Annotated in this window: 18 protein-coding genes; 11 read left to right on the top strand and 7 right to left on the bottom strand. The window is 66.6% G+C overall.

The window, feature by feature from the left end:
- Window positions 1-4: 4 nt before the first annotated feature.
- The gene (gene gspE, locus DIE22_RS22055; protein WP_124499658.1) at window positions 5-1,504 is read right to left on the bottom strand and encodes a type II secretion system ATPase GspE; all 1,500 of its coding nucleotides are present in this window, start codon (window positions 1,502-1,504) and stop codon (window positions 5-7) included.
- Window positions 1,501-3,831: a type II secretion system secretin GspD gene (gene gspD / locus DIE22_RS22050; RefSeq protein WP_124606101.1), complete on the bottom strand. Its 2,331-nt coding sequence runs from the start codon at window positions 3,829-3,831 to the stop codon at window positions 1,501-1,503. The genes gspE and gspD overlap by 4 nt, the downstream gene beginning before the upstream one ends.
- A 367-nt stretch (window positions 3,832-4,198) precedes the next feature.
- On the opposite strand from gspD, the gene DIE22_RS22045 reads away from it, so the two are divergent.
- Together DIE22_RS22045 and DIE22_RS22040 are read left to right on the top strand one after the other, a co-directional pair.
- Window positions 4,199-4,648 (top strand): lytic transglycosylase domain-containing protein, encoded by a 450-nt coding sequence (locus DIE22_RS22045; protein WP_124499660.1) that lies wholly within the window; start codon window positions 4,199-4,201, stop codon window positions 4,646-4,648.
- 136 nt (window positions 4,649-4,784) lie between these two features.
- The gene (locus DIE22_RS22040) at window positions 4,785-6,095 is read left to right on the top strand and encodes a GTP-binding protein (RefSeq protein WP_124499661.1); all 1,311 of its coding nucleotides are present in this window, start codon (window positions 4,785-4,787) and stop codon (window positions 6,093-6,095) included.
- A 136-nt stretch (window positions 6,096-6,231) separates the two neighbouring features.
- Here DIE22_RS22040 and DIE22_RS22035 read toward each other — a convergent pair whose 3' ends face one another.
- Window positions 6,232-6,510 carry an HU family DNA-binding protein gene (locus DIE22_RS22035; RefSeq protein WP_006401505.1) on the bottom strand — a complete coding sequence of 93 codons (279 nt, stop codon included), beginning with the start codon at window positions 6,508-6,510 and terminating at the stop codon, window positions 6,232-6,234.
- 389 nt (window positions 6,511-6,899) lie between these two features.
- Here DIE22_RS22035 and mnmC point away from each other — a divergent pair, with 389 nt between their 5' ends.
- The 7 genes from mnmC to DIE22_RS21985 all read left to right on the top strand — a co-directional run bounded on the left by mnmC (window position 6,900) and on the right by DIE22_RS21985 (window position 15,783).
- Window positions 6,900-8,858, top strand: coding sequence for a bifunctional tRNA (5-methylaminomethyl-2-thiouridine)(34)-methyltransferase MnmD/FAD-dependent 5-carboxymethylaminomethyl-2-thiouridine(34) oxidoreductase MnmC (mnmC, locus tag DIE22_RS22030; protein ID WP_124606100.1), 1,959 nt, complete (start codon window positions 6,900-6,902; stop codon window positions 8,856-8,858).
- Between the two features lie 674 nt (window positions 8,859-9,532).
- On the top strand, window positions 9,533-10,747 hold the full coding sequence (locus DIE22_RS22015; RefSeq protein ID WP_124499664.1) for a cation:proton antiporter: 1,215 nt from the start codon (window positions 9,533-9,535) through the stop codon (window positions 10,745-10,747).
- Between the two features lie 14 nt (window positions 10,748-10,761).
- On the top strand, window positions 10,762-11,877 hold the full coding sequence (locus DIE22_RS22010; protein WP_124606098.1) for a YbdK family carboxylate-amine ligase: 1,116 nt from the start codon (window positions 10,762-10,764) through the stop codon (window positions 11,875-11,877).
- Window positions 11,878-12,382: 505 nt separating this feature from the next.
- A complete protein-coding gene (locus DIE22_RS22000) occupies window positions 12,383-13,021 on the top strand; it encodes a MarR family winged helix-turn-helix transcriptional regulator (RefSeq protein ID WP_124499666.1) in 639 nt (212 codons plus the stop codon).
- 28 nt (window positions 13,022-13,049) lie between these two features.
- Window positions 13,050-13,760 (top strand): glutamine amidotransferase, encoded by a 711-nt coding sequence (locus tag DIE22_RS21995; protein ID WP_124499718.1) that lies wholly within the window; start codon window positions 13,050-13,052, stop codon window positions 13,758-13,760.
- A gap of 208 nt (window positions 13,761-13,968) precedes the next feature.
- Window positions 13,969-15,081, top strand: coding sequence for an NADH:flavin oxidoreductase/NADH oxidase (locus tag DIE22_RS21990; RefSeq protein ID WP_124499667.1), 1,113 nt, complete (start codon window positions 13,969-13,971; stop codon window positions 15,079-15,081).
- 180 nt (window positions 15,082-15,261) lie between these two features.
- Complete coding sequence (locus DIE22_RS21985) at window positions 15,262-15,783, top strand: SET domain-containing protein (RefSeq protein ID WP_124499668.1); 522 nt, start codon at window positions 15,262-15,264, stop codon at window positions 15,781-15,783.
- Window positions 15,784-15,890: 107 nt separating this feature from the next.
- On the opposite strand, the gene DIE22_RS21980 is transcribed toward DIE22_RS21985, so the two are convergent.
- Both DIE22_RS21980 and DIE22_RS21975 read right to left on the bottom strand, forming a co-directional pair.
- Window positions 15,891-17,375, bottom strand: a complete 1,485-nt coding sequence (locus tag DIE22_RS21980; RefSeq protein WP_124606097.1) for a sensor histidine kinase — start codon at window positions 17,373-17,375, stop codon at window positions 15,891-15,893.
- 105 nt (window positions 17,376-17,480) lie between these two features.
- Complete coding sequence (locus DIE22_RS21975) at window positions 17,481-18,173, bottom strand: response regulator transcription factor (protein WP_006401494.1); 693 nt, start codon at window positions 18,171-18,173, stop codon at window positions 17,481-17,483.
- A gap of 122 nt (window positions 18,174-18,295) precedes the next feature.
- On the opposite strand from DIE22_RS21975, the gene DIE22_RS21970 reads away from it, so the two are divergent.
- A complete protein-coding gene (locus DIE22_RS21970; RefSeq protein WP_059682648.1) occupies window positions 18,296-18,526 on the top strand; it encodes a DUF3717 domain-containing protein in 231 nt (76 codons plus the stop codon).
- A gap of 92 nt (window positions 18,527-18,618) precedes the next feature.
- Here the strand turns inward: DIE22_RS21970 and DIE22_RS21965 are convergent, their stop codons facing one another.
- Together DIE22_RS21965 and phhA are read right to left on the bottom strand one after the other, a co-directional pair.
- A complete protein-coding gene (locus tag DIE22_RS21965) occupies window positions 18,619-18,927 on the bottom strand; it encodes a 4a-hydroxytetrahydrobiopterin dehydratase (protein ID WP_124606096.1) in 309 nt (102 codons plus the stop codon).
- Between the two features lie 157 nt (window positions 18,928-19,084).
- Window positions 19,085-20,011, bottom strand: coding sequence for a phenylalanine 4-monooxygenase (phhA, locus tag DIE22_RS21960; protein WP_124606095.1), 927 nt, complete (start codon window positions 20,009-20,011; stop codon window positions 19,085-19,087).
- 106 nt (window positions 20,012-20,117) lie between these two features.
- Between phhA and DIE22_RS21955 the strand changes: the two genes are divergently transcribed.
- On the top strand, window positions 20,118-20,603 hold the full coding sequence (locus DIE22_RS21955; protein WP_006408082.1) for an Lrp/AsnC family transcriptional regulator: 486 nt from the start codon (window positions 20,118-20,120) through the stop codon (window positions 20,601-20,603).
- Window positions 20,604-20,610: the final 7 nt, after the last annotated feature.

Genomic DNA, 20,610 nt, shown 5'->3' with positions numbered 1-20,610 from the left:
CGCGCTATGCGCCTCCCGTCACGCGCAGCACTTCCTCGAGCGACGTCGCGCCGGCCGCGAGCCAGCGCTCGGCGTCGTCGCGCAGCGTGCGCATCCCTTCCGCGCGCCCGGCGGCGAGAATCTCCGCATCGGCCGCGTTGCGGTGGATCAGCGTGCGGATCGAATCGTCGACCACCAGCAGTTCGTAGACGCCGCGCCGGCCCGTATAGCCCGAATGCCCGCACTTGTCGCAGCCGACCGGATGCCACACGGTGCGGCCTTCCTCGTGCCGTTCTTCCTTGCACACCGGACAGAGCTGGCGCACCAGGCGCTGCGCGAGCACGCCGAGCAGCGACGACGCGAGCAGGTACGGCTCGACGCCCATGTCGGTCAGGCGCGTGACGGCCGATGCCGCGTCGTTGGTGTGCAGCGTCGCGAGCACGAGGTGGCCCGTCAGCGATGCCTGCACCGCGATCTGCGCGGTTTCGAGATCGCGGATTTCCCCGATCATGATCACGTCCGGGTCCTGGCGCAGGATCGAACGCAGCGCACGGGCAAAGGTCATCCCGATCCGCTCGTTCACCTGCGTCTGGCCGATGCCGGACAGGTCGTATTCGATCGGATCCTCGACGGTCATGATGTTGGTCGTCGCGGTTTCGAGCCGCGACATCGACGCATACAGCGTCGTCGTCTTGCCCGACCCGGTCGGGCCCGTCACCAGCACGATCCCGTGCGGGCGGCCGATCAGCTTGTCGAACTGGACGAGCGTGTCGCGGCCCATCCCGAGCGCTTCCAGGTTCAGGCGCTGCGCATCCTTTTCCAGGAGACGCAGCACCGCTCGCTCGCCGTGCCCGGTCGGCAGCGTCGACACCCGCACGTCGACCGGCCGGCCGCCGACGCGCAGCGTGATGCGGCCGTCCTGCGGCAGGCGTTTCTCGGCGATGTCGAGCTGCGCCATGATCTTGATCCGCGAGATCAGCGCGCCGTGCAGCGCCTTCTTCGGACGCACGACGTCGCGCAGCGTGCCGTCGACGCGAAACCGCACGACCGACGCATTCTCGAACGGCTCGATGTGAATGTCCGATGCCTGCTCGCGCGCCGCTTGCGTGAGCAGCGCGTTGATCATCCGGATGATCGGCGCGTCGTCTTCCGATTCGAGCAGATCCTCGACTTCGGGGATGTCCTGCATCAGCCGCGACAGGTCGACTTCGCCTTCGACCTCGCCGACGATCTGCGCCGCGCTGCCGTCCTGGCGCGCATAGGCCTGGTTGATCGCCTGCGCGAGCTCGTCGGCCGGCACGCGATGCACGGAGATCGAGCCGAAGTTGCGCGCGATTTCGGCGAGCGCCGCATCGTTCGTGCGTTCGCTGATCCATACCTCGAGCGTGTCGTCGAGCTGGTGCGCGATCAGCACCTGGCCGCTCTTCGCGAAGCCGTACGGCAACAGCCGCGCGGCGAGCGGCGACGGCGGCTGCCGTTCGCCCGGCGCGCCGTCCTGGGGCGAGGACGCGAGTACTTCACTCACTGCGAGGCTCCCGGCGTGGCGGTCAGCGGTTGTTGCGGCACCGACTGCCGCGGCACGCTCTGCGGCTGCACGGGCGTCTGCTCCGGCAGCGGCTGGGCCGGGACCGGCGCGACCTGACGCTGCATCTGCTGGCGACGCATCTTGTCGAGGTCGAACAGGTTCCCGGCCGGCGTGCCGCCCTGGCTCGGGCCCAGCGGCATCGGCGGGACGACCGGATCGTCCTTGTCGCGGATCACGTTGTTGTCCGACTTGTACGCGCCCGTGACACCCTGGATGTAGTCGTAGCGGTTGGCCGTGACTTCCTGCGCGGTGCTGCGATCGGAGATGATCACGGGGCGCAGGAACACCATCAGGTTGGTCTTCTGCCGCTGCTTCGATTCGGAGCGGAACAGCTGGCCGATCCACGGGATGTCGCCGAGCAGCGGCACCTTGCTGTTCGACACCTGGTAGTTGTCCTGCATCAAGCCGCCGAGCACGATGATCTCGCCGTTGTCGGCCAGGATCGTCGACTGGATCGAGCGCTTCGTGAAGGTCGGGCCGGTCTGCGCGCTGGTGGTGCCGCTGACGACCGCCGAATCCTCCGTGTACAGCTGCAGCTTCAGGATCCCGCCGTCGGTGATCTGCGGCTTCACGTGCAGCGTCAGGCCGACGTCGCGACGGTCGTAGGTATTGAACGCGTTGCTCGTCGTGCCGCTCGTCAGGTTCGAATACGAACCGGTCGCGATCGGCACGTTCTGGCCGACGACGATCTTCGCCTCCTCGTTGTCGAGCGTGATCAGGTTCGGCGTCGACAGCACGTTCGCATCGCTCACGCCCGCGAAGTACTGCAGCAGCGCGCCGAGGCCCTGCACGCCGAACATGTTGTGCAGCCAGCCGATGTTGAGGCCCTGGTTCAGGTTCGCGAGATTGGCGGCCAGCCCGGTGGTGGCCGCGGTGCCGCCGGTCGTCAGGTTGATGATGCTGTTGCCCGCCACGTTGCCGGCCGCGGCCGCCAGGTTCGTGCCGCCGAGGAATTGGCCGCTCGCGATCTGCCACTGAATGCCGAGGTTGCCCTGCGTCGTCGAATTCAGCTCGACGATCAGCGCTTCGATATAGACCTGCGCACGCCGTGCGTCGAGCTGGTCGATCACCGAGCGCAAGTTGCGGTAGACCGGGTCCGACGCGGTGATGATCAGCGAGTTGGTCGCCGAGTCGGCCTGGATCATCCCGCCCGGCTGGTTGTCGTCGCCCTTCTCCTTGTCGCCGCCGAGCAGGCCGCCGCTGCCGATCCCGCCGCTGCCCGACGCACCGCTGCCGTAGGTCGACGACGAAGACGAGCCGCCGAGGCCGCCGGACGGCAGCGGCGGGGTGCCCGACGTGCCGGTCGAGAAGTTGCCGCTCGACGACGAACCGCCGCCCTGGTTGAAGCTGTTCGCATCGTTGGACGACGCGGACGAGCCGCTGTCGTTGCCGCCCTTGCCGAGCATCCCGCGCAGCGTCTTCGCGAGCTTCACCGCATCGGCGTTGCGCAGTGGCACGACGTGCATGTTGCCGGGCACCGCGCTCGGCGCGTCGAGCTGCTGCACGAGGCGCTTCGCAGCCGCGAGGCGCGAGGCGCTCGAGGCGCGCAGCATCAGCGAGTTGGTGCGCGGGTCGGCCGTGACCGAGACCTTCAGCGTCGCGTCGCTGTTGCCGATCGCGCCGGGGTCGAGCATCTTCTGCAGCTGCGCGGCAAGGTCGATCGCGTTCGCGTTGCGCAGCGGCACGACCTGAACCTGCGCGCCCGCGGCGCTGTCGACACCCGCGATGATCTGCGCGATGCGGCGCACGTTGTCCGCGTAATCGGTGACGACGATCGTGTTGTTCGCCGGGTAGGCGGTGACCGTGTTGTTCGGCGAGATCAGCGGCCGCAGCACCGGCAGCAGGTTGTTCGCCGATTCGTTGCGCAGCTCGAACACCTGCGTGATCACCTGGTCGCCGCGCGCCTGCGGCGCATTGCCGACATAGGTCGGCACGCCCTGCAGCTTCGCATCGGCCTCGGGCACGACCTTCAGCACGCCGTGATCCTGCACCAGCGCGAAGCCCTGCATGCGCAGCGCCGATTGCAGCGTCTTCAGTGCCTGGTCTTCCGGCACCGGCCGTTCGGCCACGAGATTGAGCTGCCCCTTCACACGGGGGTCGACGATGATGGTCTTGCCGGTCGCGGCGCCGATCGCCTTGGCGACCTGGTCGATATCCGCATTCACGAAATTGAGCGTGACCTGAGCGTAGGCGGCCTGCGAGACGATCATGCCGGCGACCATCAGGGTCGTGGCGATGCGCCGCATAACGAAGCGATTTCTTGTCATGGATGAATGGGTCGATGCCGGCTCAGGCCACTTCCGGCGGTAGTGCTGGGATCCAGGTCCTAAAGGCGCGACATTAGCAGTTTTTCATGTCCGAAATATCACATTGATCCGAAGACTGTCTCACATACGACATGTATCCGGCATGCCGTATGCAATATGTAAGGATTCGGCGCTGCCTCGGCATTCCGGCCAGCGCCGTCGTTTCGCGATGAATCGACACGGAAATGCGGTATAACGGGCTGCCGTCTTTCGCATGTCGCCACGGGACGGACTGTCGGTATGATACGGGTGGCGCGTTTCCTGTCGTACGTATAACAGACACGGGTTTTCCCGACTTTTTGCGTCATTCCCTTTTCGTTTCCGCTCCATGAACAGACGGTTCGCCTCGATCGCGTTGATCGCCGCCGGCGTGTGGTTCGCCTGCGGAAACGCTCGCGCGGATTGTTTCGACGAAGCCGCCCGGTACCAGAAGGTCAATCCGCTGATCCTCCGTGCGATCGCATGGCAGGAATCGCACAACCGGCCCGACGCGCAGAACAAGAACACCAACGGCTCGGTCGACTACGGCCTGATGCAGATCAATTCGATCCACCTGCCGGCGCTGTCGCGCTACGGCATCGGCCGCGACACGCTGATGGAGCCGTGCAAGAACGTCTATATCGCCGCGTGGCATCTGCGCCAGAAGATGAATCGCTACGGCAACACCTGGCAGGCGGTCGGCGCCTATCATTCCGAAACGCCGTCGCTGCGCGACAAGTATGCGCGGCAGATCGCCGCGATCCTGACGCAGTGGAAGCTGCTGCCGCCCGCGCAGTGACGCCGTGCCGCTCGGCCGGCGCGCGTTTGATGCACAATGCGGATCTCACGCCGCAGTTTCGACCGGCCCCGTGCCGATCGCGCCCCGCGAGGGCGCCGCGGCCGCTTTTTCATTTTTTCCGTTGGTGCAAATCGTTATGAATCCGGCAATGAACCAGCCGTTGCCCGTCACCGTGCTGTCCGGTTTCCTCGGCGCCGGCAAGACCACGCTGCTCAATCACATCCTCGCGAACCGCGCGGGCCTGAAAGTCGCCGTGATCGTCAACGATCTCGCGGCGGTCAACATCGACGCGTCGCTCGTGCGCGATGCGCAGGCGCTGTCGCACGTCGAGGAACGCCTCGTCGAGATGTCGAACGGCTGCATCTGCTGCACGCTGCGCGACGACCTGCTCGTCGAGATCCGCAATCTCGCGGCGGACGGCCGCTTCGACGCGATCGTGATCGAATCGACCGGCATCGCGGAGCCGATGCCGATCGCCGAAACCTTCACGTTCGTCGACGACGACGGCGCATCACTGTCGGAAGTCGCACGGCTCGACACGCTCGTCACCGTGGTCGACGCCTACAATTTCCTGCGCGACTACGGCTCCGACGACGCGCTCGCGACGCGCGGCATTGCGGCGTCCGACGAAGACGATCGCACGCTCGTCGAGTTGCTGATCGAGCAGATCGAATTCTGCGACGTGCTGGTGATCAACAAGGCCGACCTCGTCGGCGCCGACGAACTCGTGCGCCTGCAGCACATCCTCGCGCGGCTCAACCCGCGCGCGCACCAGGTCGTGTCGACGTTCGGCAACGTGCCGCTCGACGAAGTGCTGAGCACCGGGCGCTTCGATTTCGACGAAGCCGCGAACGCGCCGGGCTGGCTCGCGTCGCTCGATCACGATCACACGCATTGCGACGATCCCGAGTGCCATGATCCGCATCATGCGCATGTGCACGGCGAAGCCGACGAATTCGGCATCGGCAATTTTGTTTACCGCGCGCGCCGGCCGTTTCATCCGGCACGACTCTGGGCGCTGCTGCATCAGGAGTGGCCGGGCGTGCTGCGCAGCAAGGGCTTCTTCTGGCTGGCGACGCGCAACGACATCGCGGGTTCGCTGTCGCAGGCGGGCGGGGTGTGCCGGCATGGCCCGGCAGGCCTCTGGTGGGCCGCGCAGGATCGCTCGGAATGGCCGGACGATGACGAGTTGCTCGCCGAAATTCGCACGGAGTGGCAGGGCGACCTCGACGACCGTTCGGTCGGCGATCGCCGTCAGGAACTCGTGCTGATCGGCATCGGGCTCGATGCCGATGCATGGCGCGCGAAACTCGACGCATGCTTGCTCACCGATGCGGAATTCACGCTCGGTGCGGCGCAATGGACCGCGTTCGACGATCCGTTCCCGGCATGGGATGTCGACGCGCACGACGACGAAGATCCGGACGCGCAGATCGTGCACGCGTAATACGCGGTAAAAAAACGGCCTGCGAAAAGCAACCGTTAAATCTTGCAAGAGTGGCGCGAACTGTGGCGAAAATGCTGCGAGCGCCCAACAAAAAACCCGCCTCTCGGCGGGTTTTTTTCCTGGAACAGGCGCTGAATCAACGCTTGTTGACGGCGTCCTTGAACGCCTTGCCAGCCGTGAACTTGACCGTCTTGGCTGCCGGGATCTTGATGGTTTCGCCCGTCTTCGGGTTGCGGCCCGTACGTGCTGCGCGCTTGCCCGAACCGAAGCTGCCGAAGCCGATCAGCTGAACCGCATCACCCTTCGACACGGCCTTCTTGATGACTTCGAGCAGCGTGTCCAGCGTTTCGCCGGTTTGAGCCTTGCTGGCGCCCGTTTGGGCGGCGACGGCGTCGATCAGTTCCTGTTTGTTCATTAAGGTTCCTTTTTCAGGTTAGGTTTGACACGAACAGCGCGAACGCGCCGATTATACGTGCGCGAACCGTGCCGTCGAGAGTCAGACTCCGACGACACAGCGCCGAATCCTGGCCCGCGCGACGTGCCGTCCGGCTTGCCGGCGGCCACCCCGCGGTACGGCGTTGCTATGATAGCGCAGCGCAAACCCAATAACGACAAGGGTTTCAAAGATTTTCATCGGTATTTCGCCGAATGAATCGTCGATTGCCCGTTTTTTGACCTGCGCCAACCGGACAGGATGAGCAGCCGGGTCCGCCCGCGTGCAACGTCGTTGGCTTTTGCCAACGGCCCGCCGGACCCCTCCGCGCAATCCCTTGCCAGGCTTGGCTGCCACGTTTTTTGTTTCGCATGCCCGACCGACTCGTTCCCGCCACGCTCGCCCGCCGCGACGACGGCATTCTCGTCTCGCCCGAGTACGGCGAGCTCCCTCGCGATGCGTCGCGTGCACGCGCGCACGCGAACCGGATGCTCGCCGGCAACGGGCTGCCGGCCCGCTGGCAGGGCCGCCGCACGTATACGATCGTCGAGACGGGATTCGGCACCGGCAGCCGTTTTCTCGCGACGTGGGCCGCGTGGCGCGACGATCCCGCGCGCTGCGAGCGGCTGCATTTCGTCGCGATCGAACCACATCCGTTCGCGCGCGAGGACCTGCGCCGTGCCGTTTCCCACATGGTTGCGGACGCAACCAAATCGGAAAATGCCGAGGCACTGGTCGATGCATGGCCGATGCATGTGCCCGGCCTGCATCGGCTCGAATTCGACGCAGGGCGCGTGGTGCTCACGCTTGCATTCGGCGATGCGCATGACATGCTGCAACGGCTCGTCGCGCGCGCCGATGCGTTCTATCTCGGCAATGTCGCGTCGGCCGCGCACGGCGATTTGCTGTCGGCCGACGTGGTGCGCGCGCTCGCGCGCATTGCTGGCGTGGGTGCGACCTATGCAACGCATTCGCGCGACGACACCGTGAAACGTGCACTCGAGGAAACGGGTTTCACGAGTCGCGACGTCGACGATTGCGCGGGCGAGCCCGCATTGCGCGCCGGCGAATACGCACCGCGCTGGCGGATGCGCCGGCACGAACCGCCGCGCGCGTTGCCGGTCGCCGCGCGCGAAGCGATCGTGATCGGTGCCGGCCTGGCAGGCTGCGCGATGGTCGAACGGCTCGCCGCACGCGGCTGGAACATCACGCTGATCGAGCGGCACGCGCGGATCGCGAGCGAGGCATCAGGCAATCCGGCCGGTGTATTCCATCCATTGATGACGCGCGACGACAACGTCGCGAGCCGCCTCACGCGCAGCGGGTTCCTGCATGCACTCGCACGCTGGCGTGCGCTCGAAAATGCCGGCCATGCGTTCGCACGCAGCACGAACGGAATGATCCATCTCGCGGAATCGGCCGACGATTTCGCGCGGATGCGCGATGCGTTCGACGCGCTCGGCGCACCGTCCGACTACGTGTCGCTGCTCGACACCGATGCCGCCCGCGCGCATCTGAACCTGCCGGTCGCACACGGCGGCCTGCTGTTTCCGCACGGCGGCGCCGTATGGCCGGCCGGGGTGTGTGCAGCACAATTGGCGGCGGCCGGCGAGCGCGTGAAACTGCTGGCCGGCACCGAAGTCGCACGGCTCGAGCGCGATGGCGACACGTGGCGCGCCGTCGATGCGGCAGGCGCGATGCTCGCCCAAGCGCCGGTCGTCGTACTCGCGAACGCGGGCGACGCGGTTCGTCTCGCGTGCCTGCGGCATGTCGCGCTGCAGCCGGTGCGCGGCCAGCTCACGCTGCTGCCGCCCGGCAGCACGGCGCCGCTGCCGTGCCCCGCGATCGGCGACGGCTACGCGGTGCCGCTCGACGACGGCACGCTGCTGATCGGCGCGACGTTCGAACCGGACGACGTCGATCGTGCGATGCGCACCACCGGACATATCGAAAACCTCGAGCGCATCCGGCATCTGCTGCCGGGCCTGATCGGCGAGCCGCCCGACGTCGATGCGCTGCGCGGGCGTGTCGCGTTTCGCTGGGTCGTCGCCGACCGCGTGCCGGTGATCGGCCCGCTCGCCGACGAAGCGCAGGCGGTCGCGAACGCTCGCGCGCTGAGCGGCGCGAAGGCGCGCGACCTGCCGCGCACCGCGGGTCTCTACGGCGCATTCGGGTACGGCTCGCGCGGCCTTGTATGGGCAGCGCTCGGCGCCGAGCTGATCGCGTCGCAACTCGAAGGCGAGCCGCTGCCGCTCGAGCGCGAACTCGCCGACGCCGTCGACCCGGCCCGATTCCTGATCCGCGCGCTGCGCGGCCGCCGGATCGGCTGATCTCGTCAGTCGAATCCTCACAGTTCTTCGATTTTCCTGTACCGGGTTATCCACGCGATGCTGTGGATAACCCGGCGGAATCCACGCGCACTTCGTGTGCAATCACAGTGGACGTAAACTGGGCAACCCGGCACAGCCGTGAAACGGCCCCAAAGTTACTCAACTCAAACCTCTGTGAGCGAACAACCTGTACAACGGGTTATGGCCGCGCCAACACCTTGATCTTGTTGCGTAAACTGAAGTTATCCACAGAACTGTGGGCGCCTTGTTAACTTCTACTACGTATATATACAAATAAACCTTTGAAACCAAAGACCTGCGGTGCCTCACAGCCCCGCGGGCCGATTCGATCGGTTCCGGAGCGAAAAAGCTGTGGCACAATCGGTTTCCTTCGCGTTCGTTCGGCCAAGCGCCGGACATGCTTCAATGGAACGGTCGGCACGATTTCGAATCTGAATCTTCGAGACTGCGCAGTCCGTTCACACACCAGGCCGACAATCCAGATCGGCAGCCTGAACGACAGTTCCGCCGGATGGCGGAAGAGGCGGATCCCATGTCCCGCCGTCGTCGACCACAACAATCACATTCGGGGCGATACCCAGCCGGCGCGCATCTCATTTCTGACGCTTGACCCCGCGCCGCTGGCGATTGCTTCCAAAGGAGAAGTCACCACGATGAAGTCGGCGTTCTCATTCCTGCCCAACTGGCCGCTCTCGCCGGATGCCGTGTTCTGGGCCGGGCTCGCGTTGTTCGCGGCTGGCCTGTGCGGCGAGCTGTGCTATCGCGCGTGGCGGCTGCCGCGCATCACCGGCTATGCGGTGATCGGTCTCGTGGCCGGGTCGTTCGGATTCGGCGTGATCGACGCGAGCACCGACGAAACCTCGCGGCTCTTGATCGACGTCGCGCTCGGCCTGCTGCTGTTCGAGCTCGGCAGCCGTCTCGACCTGAAATGGATACACCGTAATCCATGGCTCATCGCATCGAGCCTCGCGGAGGCGACGCTGACGTTCGTGCTCGTGCTGTTCGTGATGCTCGCGCTCGGCGTGTCGGGCATGGTCGCGCTGGTGCTGTCGGCGATCGCGATCGCGACGTCGCCGTCGATGGTGATCCAGCTCAAGACCGAACTGCGCGCGGAAGGGCAGGTGTCGCAGCGCCTCATCACGCTGACCGCGCTGAACAGCGTGTACGCGATCGTGCTGACCAAGCTCGTCACGAGCTGGCTCCACCAGGAAGCGTACGGGAACGTTTTCGCGACGATCCTGCAACCCGTCTACCTGATTGTCGGTTCGTTCATCGTCGCGTACCTGGTCGCGCGGGCGTGCAATTACCTGTTTCGTCACATGACCGCGACGATGCGCGACGAGCATTCGTTCGTCGCGCTGTTCGGGCTCGTGATGCTCGCAATCGCGGTGGCTCAGGCGCTGAAGCTGTCGACGCTGCTCACGCTGCTGCTCGCCGGCATCATCGTGAAGAACCTCGAAGCGCGGCCGCAGCTGTGGCCCGAGCATTTCGGCACGGCCGGCTGGCTGCTGACGGTGATCCTGTTCGTGCTGACGCTCACGTCGTTCACGTGGGGCGACATCGCGCTCGGCGGCCTGCTCGCGATCGCGCTGATCGTCACGCGGCTCGCCGCGAAGCTGGCCGGCGTCGTCGTGTTCGCGAAGCCGAGCGGGCTCGGGATGAAGCAGGGCGTCGCGCTCGGCATCGCGCTGACACCGATGTCCGCGCTGTCGTACCTGCTCGTCGACGACACCTACCAGCTCTATCCGAATTTCGACCCGCACCTGCGCGCGATCGTGATGTGCACGATCGTGATCCTGCAGCTCGTCAGCCCGTTCGTCGTGTACCGCTGCCTGTCGGCGGTCAGCGAACGCAGCGACAGAAACTGATTCCGGAACCTGCCATGGCACTCGAAACCTTTGTCAATTCCGAGCCGTTCACGTTCGGCGTCGAACTGGAGATCCAGGTCGTCAACACGCACAACTACGACCTGACCAAGGCGGCATCCGACCTGATGCGGCTGATCCAGGGCGAGACCTTCCCCGGCAACATCACGCCGGAAATCACCGAGAGCATGATCGAGCTGTCGACCGGCATCTGCCACACGCACGAGCAGGCAGTCTCCGAGCTGCATGCGATCCGCGACGTGCTCGTGAAGGCGGCCGACCAGCTCAACGTCGGGCTGGGCGGCGGCGGCACGCACGCGTTCCAGCAGTGGAGCGACCGGCAGATCTACGACGCGCCGCGCTTCCAGTACATCTCCGAGCTGTACGGCTATCTCGCGAAGCAGTTCACCGTGTTCGGCCAGCACGTGCACATCGGCTGTCCCGATCCGGACAGCGCGCTGTTCCTGCTGCACTCGATGTCGCGCTTCATTCCGCACTTCATCGCGCTGTCCGCGTCGTCGCCGTTCGTGCAGAACGTCGACACGGGCTTCCATTCGGCGCGCCTGAATTCGGTGTTCGCGTTCCCGCTGTCGGGCCGCGCGCCGTTCGTGCTGACCTGGGACAGCTTCGAGGAGTACTTCACGAAGATGGTCAACACCGGCGTCGTCAACTCGATGAAGGACTTTTACTGGGACATCCGGCCGAAGCCCGGCTACGGGACGATCGAGGTGCGCGTGATGGACACGCCGCTGTCGGTCGATCGCGCGGCCGCGATCGCGTGCTACATCCAGACGCTCGCGTGCTACCTGCTGACCGACCGGCCGCTGAAGCTGTCGGAGGACGACTATCTCGTCTACACGTTCAACCGTTTCGAAGCGTGCCGCTTCGGGCTCGAGGGCACCTGCGTCAATCCTCAGACCGGTGAGCGCCGCACGATCGCGGAAGACATCCTCGACACGCTCGACCGGATCGCGCCGCATGCGGCCGCGCTCGGCTCGCGCGCGGCGCTCGACGAGATCGGCGCGCTCGCGCAGGCGCGCGTGAACGACGCTTCGTGGTTGAGAACCGTTTTCAAGCAGGAAAAATCGCTGAACGAGACGGTTCGCCAGCAGTGCCTGCGCTGGCGTGAATGAAAAAATGTTTTGCAGATTACGGACTCGACCGCGCGGCGATTCGCTGAACGCCGGTCGACGCCGATTCGTGCGCGGCGCGTCGCCAGTCGTCCTGAAAATCTGTGGATAACCCTATATTCCGCTTCAAAGTCAACGCTCTGCGGGATGGATAACCCGGTGGACCGGTGTCGTCGGCACGATGGCTGATCCGAACAGGAAAATGGTTGCGCGTGGCGCCGCGGGGCCGGCAGCGATTGCCGGCACAACGAAAAAATCCGGTTATCCAGCGATTTTCCACAGAATGAAGGGGATAACTTAGCTGTGCGATTTTCCGCTCTCGCTTAGAATGTCGGCTTTGCGGACACCGGAACGACGTGTGTCTCACCGGTCGCCGCGAACGCGACCGCCGCGTGTGCCTCGCGACGGCCGTGTCGACGCTCTTCCACGGGCGTCTGTTTTGAGATAGACATTCGATCTCCACACTACGGCTGCTCGGCAATCCGGGCGGCGGCAAAGCGAAAAGACTATGAGCGAAGGCGTTTACGGGAATCAGGCTTCGGGACGTGTGACCCACAGCTTGCTGCGGTTGAGTACGGCCATGCGAAGCCAGGCATGGGATTGGGCGGAAGGCGCAGGCCTCACGCCGACGCAGGGCGAGATCCTCGTGCTGCTGCTGCAACGCAAGGGCCCGATGCGGCTCGGCGAGATCGCGCGTGAGACGCAGCTCACGGCCGCGACCACCAGCGATGCCGTCAGCACGCTCGAAACGAAGGGGCTCGTCGAGAAGCGCCGTGCACTGGACGACGGCCGTGCGCTCGCCGTGCGCCTGTCGGCCCGCGGCCGTACCGCGGCGAAGAAGGCGCTGCAATGGCCGGAATTCCTGACGAAGGCGGTCGGCAAGCTCGGCGCGGACGAGCAGGGCGCGCTGTACCGCGCGCTGCTGAAGACGCTGCGCGAACTGCAGGTGGCCGGTGCGACGCCGCCGCAGCGCATGTGCCTGACGTGCGCGCATTTCCAGCCGGGCAAGCAGTCGAAGAAGACCGTGCATTACTGTGCGGCGCTCGACCTGTCGATGTCCGACAGCGATCTGCGTCTCGACTGTTCGGTGCAAGAAGAAGCCGACGCGGCGACGCAAAAGAAGACCTGGAAGGTGTTCGCCGGCTGACGTCCGTCGATCGACCGGGAGGCCGATGATGAACGCTGAAGTGGTGGCGATCCGCCACGTGCATTTCGAGGACCTCGGCAGCTTCGAGCAGGTGCTCGGGGAGCGCGGGCGGCGGGTGCGCTACGTCGACGTCGGATCGTCGCGCGTCGAGGTGCTCGACGCGCTCCAGCCGTCGCTGCTCGTGGTGCTTGGCGGGCCGCTCAGCGTGTACGACGACGCGCAGTATCCGTCGATCGCGCCGCTCGCGGCGCTCGTGCGCCAGCGCATCGACGCGGGACTGCCGATCCTCGGCATCTGCCTGGGTGCGCAGTTCATCGCCCGCGCGCTCGGTGCGCGCGTCTATCCGGCCGCCCGGAAGGAACTCGGCTGGGCGCCGCTGACGCTCACCGACGCGGGCCGCGCGTCGCCGATGCGCCATCTCGACGGCGCGGCGACCTCGATGCTGCACTGGCACGGCGATACCTTCGACCTGCCGGGCGGCGCGATCCATCTCGCCTCGACACCGGCATGTCGCCACCAGGCGTTCGCGTGGGGGCAGCACGTGCTGGCGCTGCAATGCCATCCCGAAATCCGCGCCGACCGCTTCGAACCCTGGCTGATCGGCAACGCGGGCGAAATCGCGTCGACGCCCGGCATCGACGCGTGCCGGCTGCGCGCGGACACCACGCAGCACGGTCCCGCGCTGGAGACGGCCGCGCGACGCATGTTCGCGGAGTGGCTCGACAGCGTCGGGCTTTGATCCCGGGCGTGCGGCACCGCGCGTGACCGGCCCGCAGGCAAGGGCGGCCGGCGCCCTGCTGCATGCCGCGTGCGTGCGGCACCGCCATTGCCGCCGGCTTCACGCCGGCCCTGCCTGACCACCGCTTGCCGCCGAACCGGCCGCCAGCAGGCTTCGAGCCCGCATGCTACGCTCGTCCGCTCTTTCCCCTTCCTGGCGAGCGGCATCCATGACTGCGCTGTTTTCTCCGTTCACGCTGCGCGGCGTGACCCTTCCGAACCGGATCGTGATCTCCCCGATGTGCCAGTACTCGGCCGAGCGCGGCGAGGCGACCGACTGGCACATGATCCACCTCGGCCATCTCGCGCTGTCCGGCGCGGGCCTGCTGTGCATCGAGGCGACCGCCGTCGAACCGGACGGACGCATCACGGCCGGCGACCTCGGTCTGTGGGACGACGTGACCGAAGCGGCGCTCAAGCCCGTGCTGGCGTCGATCCGCAAGCATTCGCCGGTCCGCATCGCGATGCAGCTGTCGCATGCGGGGCGCAAGGCGTCGAGCGAGGTGCCGTGGAAGGGCGGCCAGCTCGTGTCCGTCGCCGATGGCGGCTGGCTGCCGCATGCGCCGTCGGCCGTGCCGCACAAGGATGGCGAAACGCCGCCGCTCGCGCTCGACGTGGCCGGCCTGAACCGGATCCGCGCAGCGTTCGCGGCCGCCGCGAAGCGTGCCGCGCGCCTCGGCATCGATGCGATCGAAGTGCATGCGGCGCACGGCTACCTGCTGCATCAGTTCCTGTCGCCGATCGCGAACCGGCGCACCGACGAATACGGCGGCTCGCGCGAGAACCGGATGCGCTTTCCGCTCGAGATCTTCGAGACCGTGCGCGCGGCGTTTCCGGCGGACCGGCCGGTCGGCGTGCGGGTGTCGGCGACCGACTGGGTCGAGGGCGGCTGGGAGCTCGACGACACGATCGCGTTCGCGCACGAACTGAAGCAGCGCGGCTGCGACTGGATCGACGTGTCGTCCGGCGGCGTGTCGCCGCTGCAGAAGATTCCGCTGTCGCCCGGCTACCAGGTGCCGTTCGCGCAGGCCGTGAAGCGCGCGGTCGGGATGCCGACCATCGCGGTCGGCCTCATCAGCGACCCCGCGCATGCGAACCGGCTGATCGAGGCGGGCGACGCCGATTTCGTCGCGATGGCGCGTGCGATGCTGTACGACCCGCGCTGGCCGTGGCATGCGGCCGCCGAGCTCGGCGCGCAGGTATCGGCGCCGTCGCAGTACTGGCGTTCGCAGCCGCGCGAGCACAAGGCATTGTTCGGCGACATCGCATTCGGCCAGCGTTGAGCGTCATGCACGCGATATTGCGCGCGATGTTGAACGAAGCAATCGCGAACGTGTAGGATGCGGGTGATTCGCCGCATGCCCCGACGCGGCACCGACCGGTGCCGCGTTTTCGTTTTGCGCGACGCAGGGCCGTGACCGCGGCCGTCTTCCATTCAAGTCGTCTTCACAAGGATTCGTTCGATGAGTTCACGCAGGATCGCGGTGCGCCGCTCGGGAATACACGGCAAGGGCGTGTTCGCGGTGGAGCCGATCAAGGCCGGCGAGCGCGTAGTGGAATACAAGGGCGAGCGAATTTCGTGGAAGGAAGCGCTGCGTCGCCATCCGCACGACCCGAGCGAGCCGAACCATACGTTCTACTTCGCACTGGAAGAGGGCGGCGTGATCGACGGCAAGGTCGACGGCAACAGCGCGCGCTGGATCAACCATTCGTGCGCGCCGAACTGCGAGGCCGAGGAAATCAAGGGCCGCGTGTTCATCCACGCGCTGCGCGACATCGGGCCCGAGGAGGAGCTGTTCTACGACTATGGCCTCGTGATCGACGAGAAGCTGACGAAGAAGCTCAAGCGCGAATACGCGTGCCATTGCGGCGCGGCCGCGTGCCGCGGCACGCTGCTCGCCACGCCGGACGACGACGGCAAGAAGAAAAAGAAGAAGGACGGCAAGTCCGAGTCCGGCGCGAAGGACAAGAAAAAGAAGAAGTGACCGGCGCGGCCGCGCCTCGAGCGCGGCTGCTTCGCCAGCGGATGGCCGCCGCGCGCCGAGCTCGCGCGGCCGTCCGTCCCGCCCGATACGGGCCCGCCGCGCGCGACTCAGTGCGTTGGCGCGGCGGCCGGCGTTTCGCTCGCCGGCTTCTCGGTACGCTTGGCGAGCGGCACCCGCACCACGAAGCGCGAGCCGCCTTCCGACGCATCCTCGTACGACACCGTGCCGCCGTGCATCGCGATGATGTCGTGCACGATCGCGAGCCCGAGGCCTGCGCCCGTCTCGACGCCGTTGCCGCTTTGCGCATCGCCGCGGAAGAAGCGCTTGAACAGGTCGGCCTGCTGATTGGCCGGCACGCCCGGGCCGTTGTCCTCGACGACGATCTCGGCGGCCGGCTGGCCGCCCTCGAGCGCGCCGCGCGCGACGTTCACCGTGATCCGCGCCCCGTCCGGCCGGGCGAGCGGCACGTATTTCAGCGCATTGTCGAGCAGGTTCGCGATCACCTCGCGCAGCAGCACGGGATTGCCGCGCACGTTCAGCGTTTCGTCTTCGCCGGGCTCGTCGCTGCGCTGGAAGCCGAGGTCGACATGCGATGCGAGCGCGCGCGGCACCCATTCGGCGCCCGTCTCGAACGCCATCGCGGCCAGGTCGACGTCGACGAAACGCGCGGCCTGTTCGCCCGGTTCCGCCCGCGCGAGCGACAGCAGCTGGTTCGACAGCCGCACCGCGCGGTCGGCGGCCGCGCGCAGTTCGCGCACGGCGGCGTAGGTCTGCTGCGGGTCGCGCGCGACGGCCGCCTGCTCGGCATGCAGCTTCACGGCCGTGAGCGGTGTGCGCAACTGGTGCGCGGCATCGGCAATGAACTTGCGCTGCGCGTCGAGCGCGGTCTTCAGGCGGCCGAGCAGCGCGTTCATCGCGCTCGTCAGCGGCCGGATCTCGAGCGGCACGTCGGTTTCGTCGACCGGCTCCAGCGACGTGTGGGTCTGCCGGTTCAGCGAGTCGGCGAGATGCGTGAGCGGGCCGAGCTGCTGGTTCACGACGCGCCACACGATGCCCCAGCCCGCGAGCAGCAGCAGCAGCAGCGGCATCATGATCGCGACGAGGAATTCGGCCGCGATCCGGTAGCGGTGCCGCACCGGCTGCGCGACCTCGACCACCATCGGCCGGCCGCCCTCGACCTCGTCGACGCGTACCTGCGCGACCCGCACCGCGCGATTGTCGTACTCGGCCTCGAACACGTACGCGTGATGCATGCGGCGCACGTTGATGCCGCGCAGCGGCAGCTTCGGGTCGCCGGCGAGCTCCTCCTCGCCGTCGCTGATCCGGTAGATCAGCGCCTCGGCCGGATCCGAGAACATCGCCTGCGCGAGCGGCGGCACCGTGAACGGCGCGTCGGGGCCGGCGATCTGGATCTGTTTGGAGATGGCGGTCGCGAGATCGGCGAGCGAGCGGTCGATCACGTGTTGCGTGTATTGCCACGCGAGCCAGTAGGCAATCAGGCCGCTCATCAGCGCGAGCATCGACAGCGGCGCGGCGAGGCGCCTGAGGAGCGAGCGGCGCAGGCTGGTGGTCACAGCCGGATCAGGAGACATTTCGACGGGCAAATGGATAAGCGCCGCTCACAGGGAGCGGCGCGGTCGTGCGTCGGACGGCGACGCGGGCAGGGCGGCGCGCCGGCGGCCGGCGCGCGGCGCCGCTCAGACGCTCGCGGTCTGGCGGATTTCCTGCAGCAGGTAGCCGAAGCCGCGCACCGTGACGATCTCGACACGGCACTGCTCGAGTTTCTTGCGCACGCGGTGCACGTAGACTTCGATCGCGGTGTCGCCGAGATCGCCGCCGAAGTGCGTGAGGTGATCCTGCAGCTGGGCCTTGCTGACGACGCGGCCGTGGCGCAGCAGCAGCATTTCGAGCACCGCGAATTCGCGCGGCGACAGTTCGAGCGGCTTGTCGTCGTTGAAGATGCGGCGGTCGACGCCCGACAGGCGGACGCCGCCGAGCGACACTTCCGGACGCGGCATGTCGCTGTGCGGGCCGCTGCGGCGCATCACCGCGCGGATGCGCGCTTCGAGCTCGGCCGGCTCGAACGGCTTGAGCATGTAGTCGTCGGCGCCGGAGTTCAGGCCCTGGATCCGGTCGTTCAGTTCGTCGCGTGCGGTCAGCACGATGACGGGCGTATGGCGGTTGGTCTGGCGGAAACGCGTGAGCAGCGTCATCCCGTCGATGCCCGGCAGGCCGAGGTCGAGGATCACGAGTTCGTGGCGGTTTTGTGCCAGCGCCTGTTCGGCAAAGATGCCGTCATGCACCATGTCGACGGTGAAGCCAGCCTGCTCGAGGCTGCTCTGGATACCGCGTGCGATGGGGCGGTCGTCTTCGATCAGAAGGAGTCGCATGAAGTTCGCTCAAGTACAATGGGTTGGCGGTTCAGGCACGCGGACAGCACGACGCCGTTTCCACAGGGGCGCCGCATCGCCTGACATCAAGCATGGCGGCCAGCGAACGATCAAATCCAATCATGTCCGATATCTCGATCCACGACCTCGAAGCCGCGATCAATTTCTGGCGCGCCCGCTCGCCGTCGAGCGGCGACGAACTCAAACTCTGCGAAGAGGCCAGCGCGCTCTCCAAGCCGTATGCGCTGCTGATTGTACAGCGCGGAGGCGCGCTGCAACTGGAAGGTTTGGACCCCAAGGCGCGGAAAGCGTACGAGACTTACGTGCGCCTTAAGGATGGCTTGGAAAGCTGAAGGCTTTCGCTGAGTACATCCTAGAAAACGTTCATGGAAATGAAAAGTTGACGCGCCGCGCATCGAAGGACGCGCGGCGGTAGAGGCAGGTCTCAGGCGGCCGGATCGGTGTGCGCGCACACCTGGTCGATGAACTGCGCGAGCGTGATGTCGCGCTCGGTCAGGCCGGCCGCGTCGTGGGTCGACAGCGTCACGTCGACGCGGTTGTATACGTTGAACCATTCCGGATGGTGGTTCATCTCCTGCGCCTTGATCGCGACACGCGTCATGAAGCCGAAGGCCTCGTTGAAATCGGCGAAGCGCAGGCTGCGCTGGATCGCGTCGCGGCCCGGCACGGCCGTCCAGTGCGGCAGGCCTTCGAGCCGGGTCTTGCGTTCTTCTGATGTGAGCTTGTGGATCATGTTGCACCTCGTTCGGTAACGGCGCCCGCCCGCGGGCAGAGGCCACGCGGCAAAGCCGGTACCGTTCATTGTTTCATAGTTGTGGGATGGCCATCCGGGGACGGCTGTCGGGAGGCGGGCGCCGGCGCTCCGAATCACGCCGGCGTGACCCGGAGCCTTACGCGTGCGCGTCGTCCGGCCAGCCTTCGCCCGTGCCGCGATGCAGCACCAGATCGCCATCGAGCACCGCGCCGGCCGGGAATTCGGGCAGCGCGGCCAGCCGGTCGGCCAGCGCACGGCCGTCAACGTCGGCGAGCGCGAACAGCTGTGCGAAATCGTCGATCACGAAGTAGGTCTTCTGGAACGTGTCGATCCGGTACTGGGTGCGCATCACGCGTTCGAGGTCGAAGCCGAGCCGGTTCGGCGCCGCGCTTTCGAGGCTGTAGAGACTCTCGCCCTTGCTCGACACGATCCCGGCGCCGTAGATCGACAGCCCGTTCGTGCCGTTCGGGTCGCGGATCAGGCCGAACTCCACCGTATACCAATAGAGACGCGCCAGCCGCGCGAGCGCCGCTTCGTTGTCCGCGACCGCGAGCGCGGTGCGGCCATACGCCTGCATGTAGTCGGCGAACACCGGCTCGATCAGCAGCGGCACGTGGCCGAACAGGTCGTGGAAACAGTCCGGTTCCTGCAGGTAGTCGAGCTGGTCCGGGCGGCGCATCCACCAGGTGACCGGAAACCGCCGGTTCGCGAGGTGCTCGAAGAACACACGATCGGGCACGAGGCCCGGCACCGCGACAATCTCCCACCCGGTTGCCGGCTTCAGCTGGCGGTTCACGTCCGCGAACGACGGCACGCGGCCGGCCGGCAGGTCGATCTTCCCGAGCCCGGTGACGAACGCATCGCACGCGCGGCCGCGCAGCAGCGCCGACTGGCGCGCATGGAGCTGCTGCCACACCGCGTGGTCGACCTGGCCGTACCGTTCGAGCGGCTGGTCGATGGTGAAATCGGCGCGGGTTTCGAGGCCCGCGTCGAACTGCTCCTGCAGTTTCGCGGTGACGACGGTGGACATGATCGGGCTCTGCATGCTGTGGTTGGGAACCATGCAAGTGTAGAGCGGGTGATGTGCGGAATGGGCGCAAAGATGGCGTGGATTCGCCTGTTGATGCGATAATCGCGCATCAAAACAGGAATCAATGCGGAGTATGCTCATGCTGGAACTCGATCACTTCGATCTCGCGCTTCTCGACGTGCTGCAGCGCTTCGGCCGCGCGACGCACCAGCAGCTCGGCGAGGAGGTGCCGCTGTCGCCGTCGCAGATCGGCCGGCGGCTGCAGCGGCTCGAGGCGGCCGGCGTGATCGAAGGCTATCGCGTGATGCTGCGCCCCGAAAAGCTTGGGCTCGGCGTCACCGCGTTCACGAGCCTGAAGCTCAAGCACCACGGCGATTCGATCATCGAGCAGTTCCAGCAGCAGATCGACGTGTTGCCCGAGGTGCTCGAATGCCATGCGGTGGTCGGCGATGCCGACTACCTGCTGCGGATCGTCGCGCCGGATCTCAACGCGCTGTCGCAGTTCGTGATGAAGAAGCTGATGCGCGTGCCGGGCGTCGACAGCGTCCGCTCGAACATCGTGCTGACGACCTTCAAGCGCAACGGCGCGCTGCCGCTCGCGCACCTTGCGCCCGGCGCCGCGTGATGCGGCG

The organism is Burkholderia sp. Bp9142 (assembly GCF_003853415.1).
GTDB lineage: Bacteria > Pseudomonadota > Gammaproteobacteria > Burkholderiales > Burkholderiaceae > Burkholderia.
This window is presented reverse-complemented; position numbering and strand designations above follow the sequence as displayed.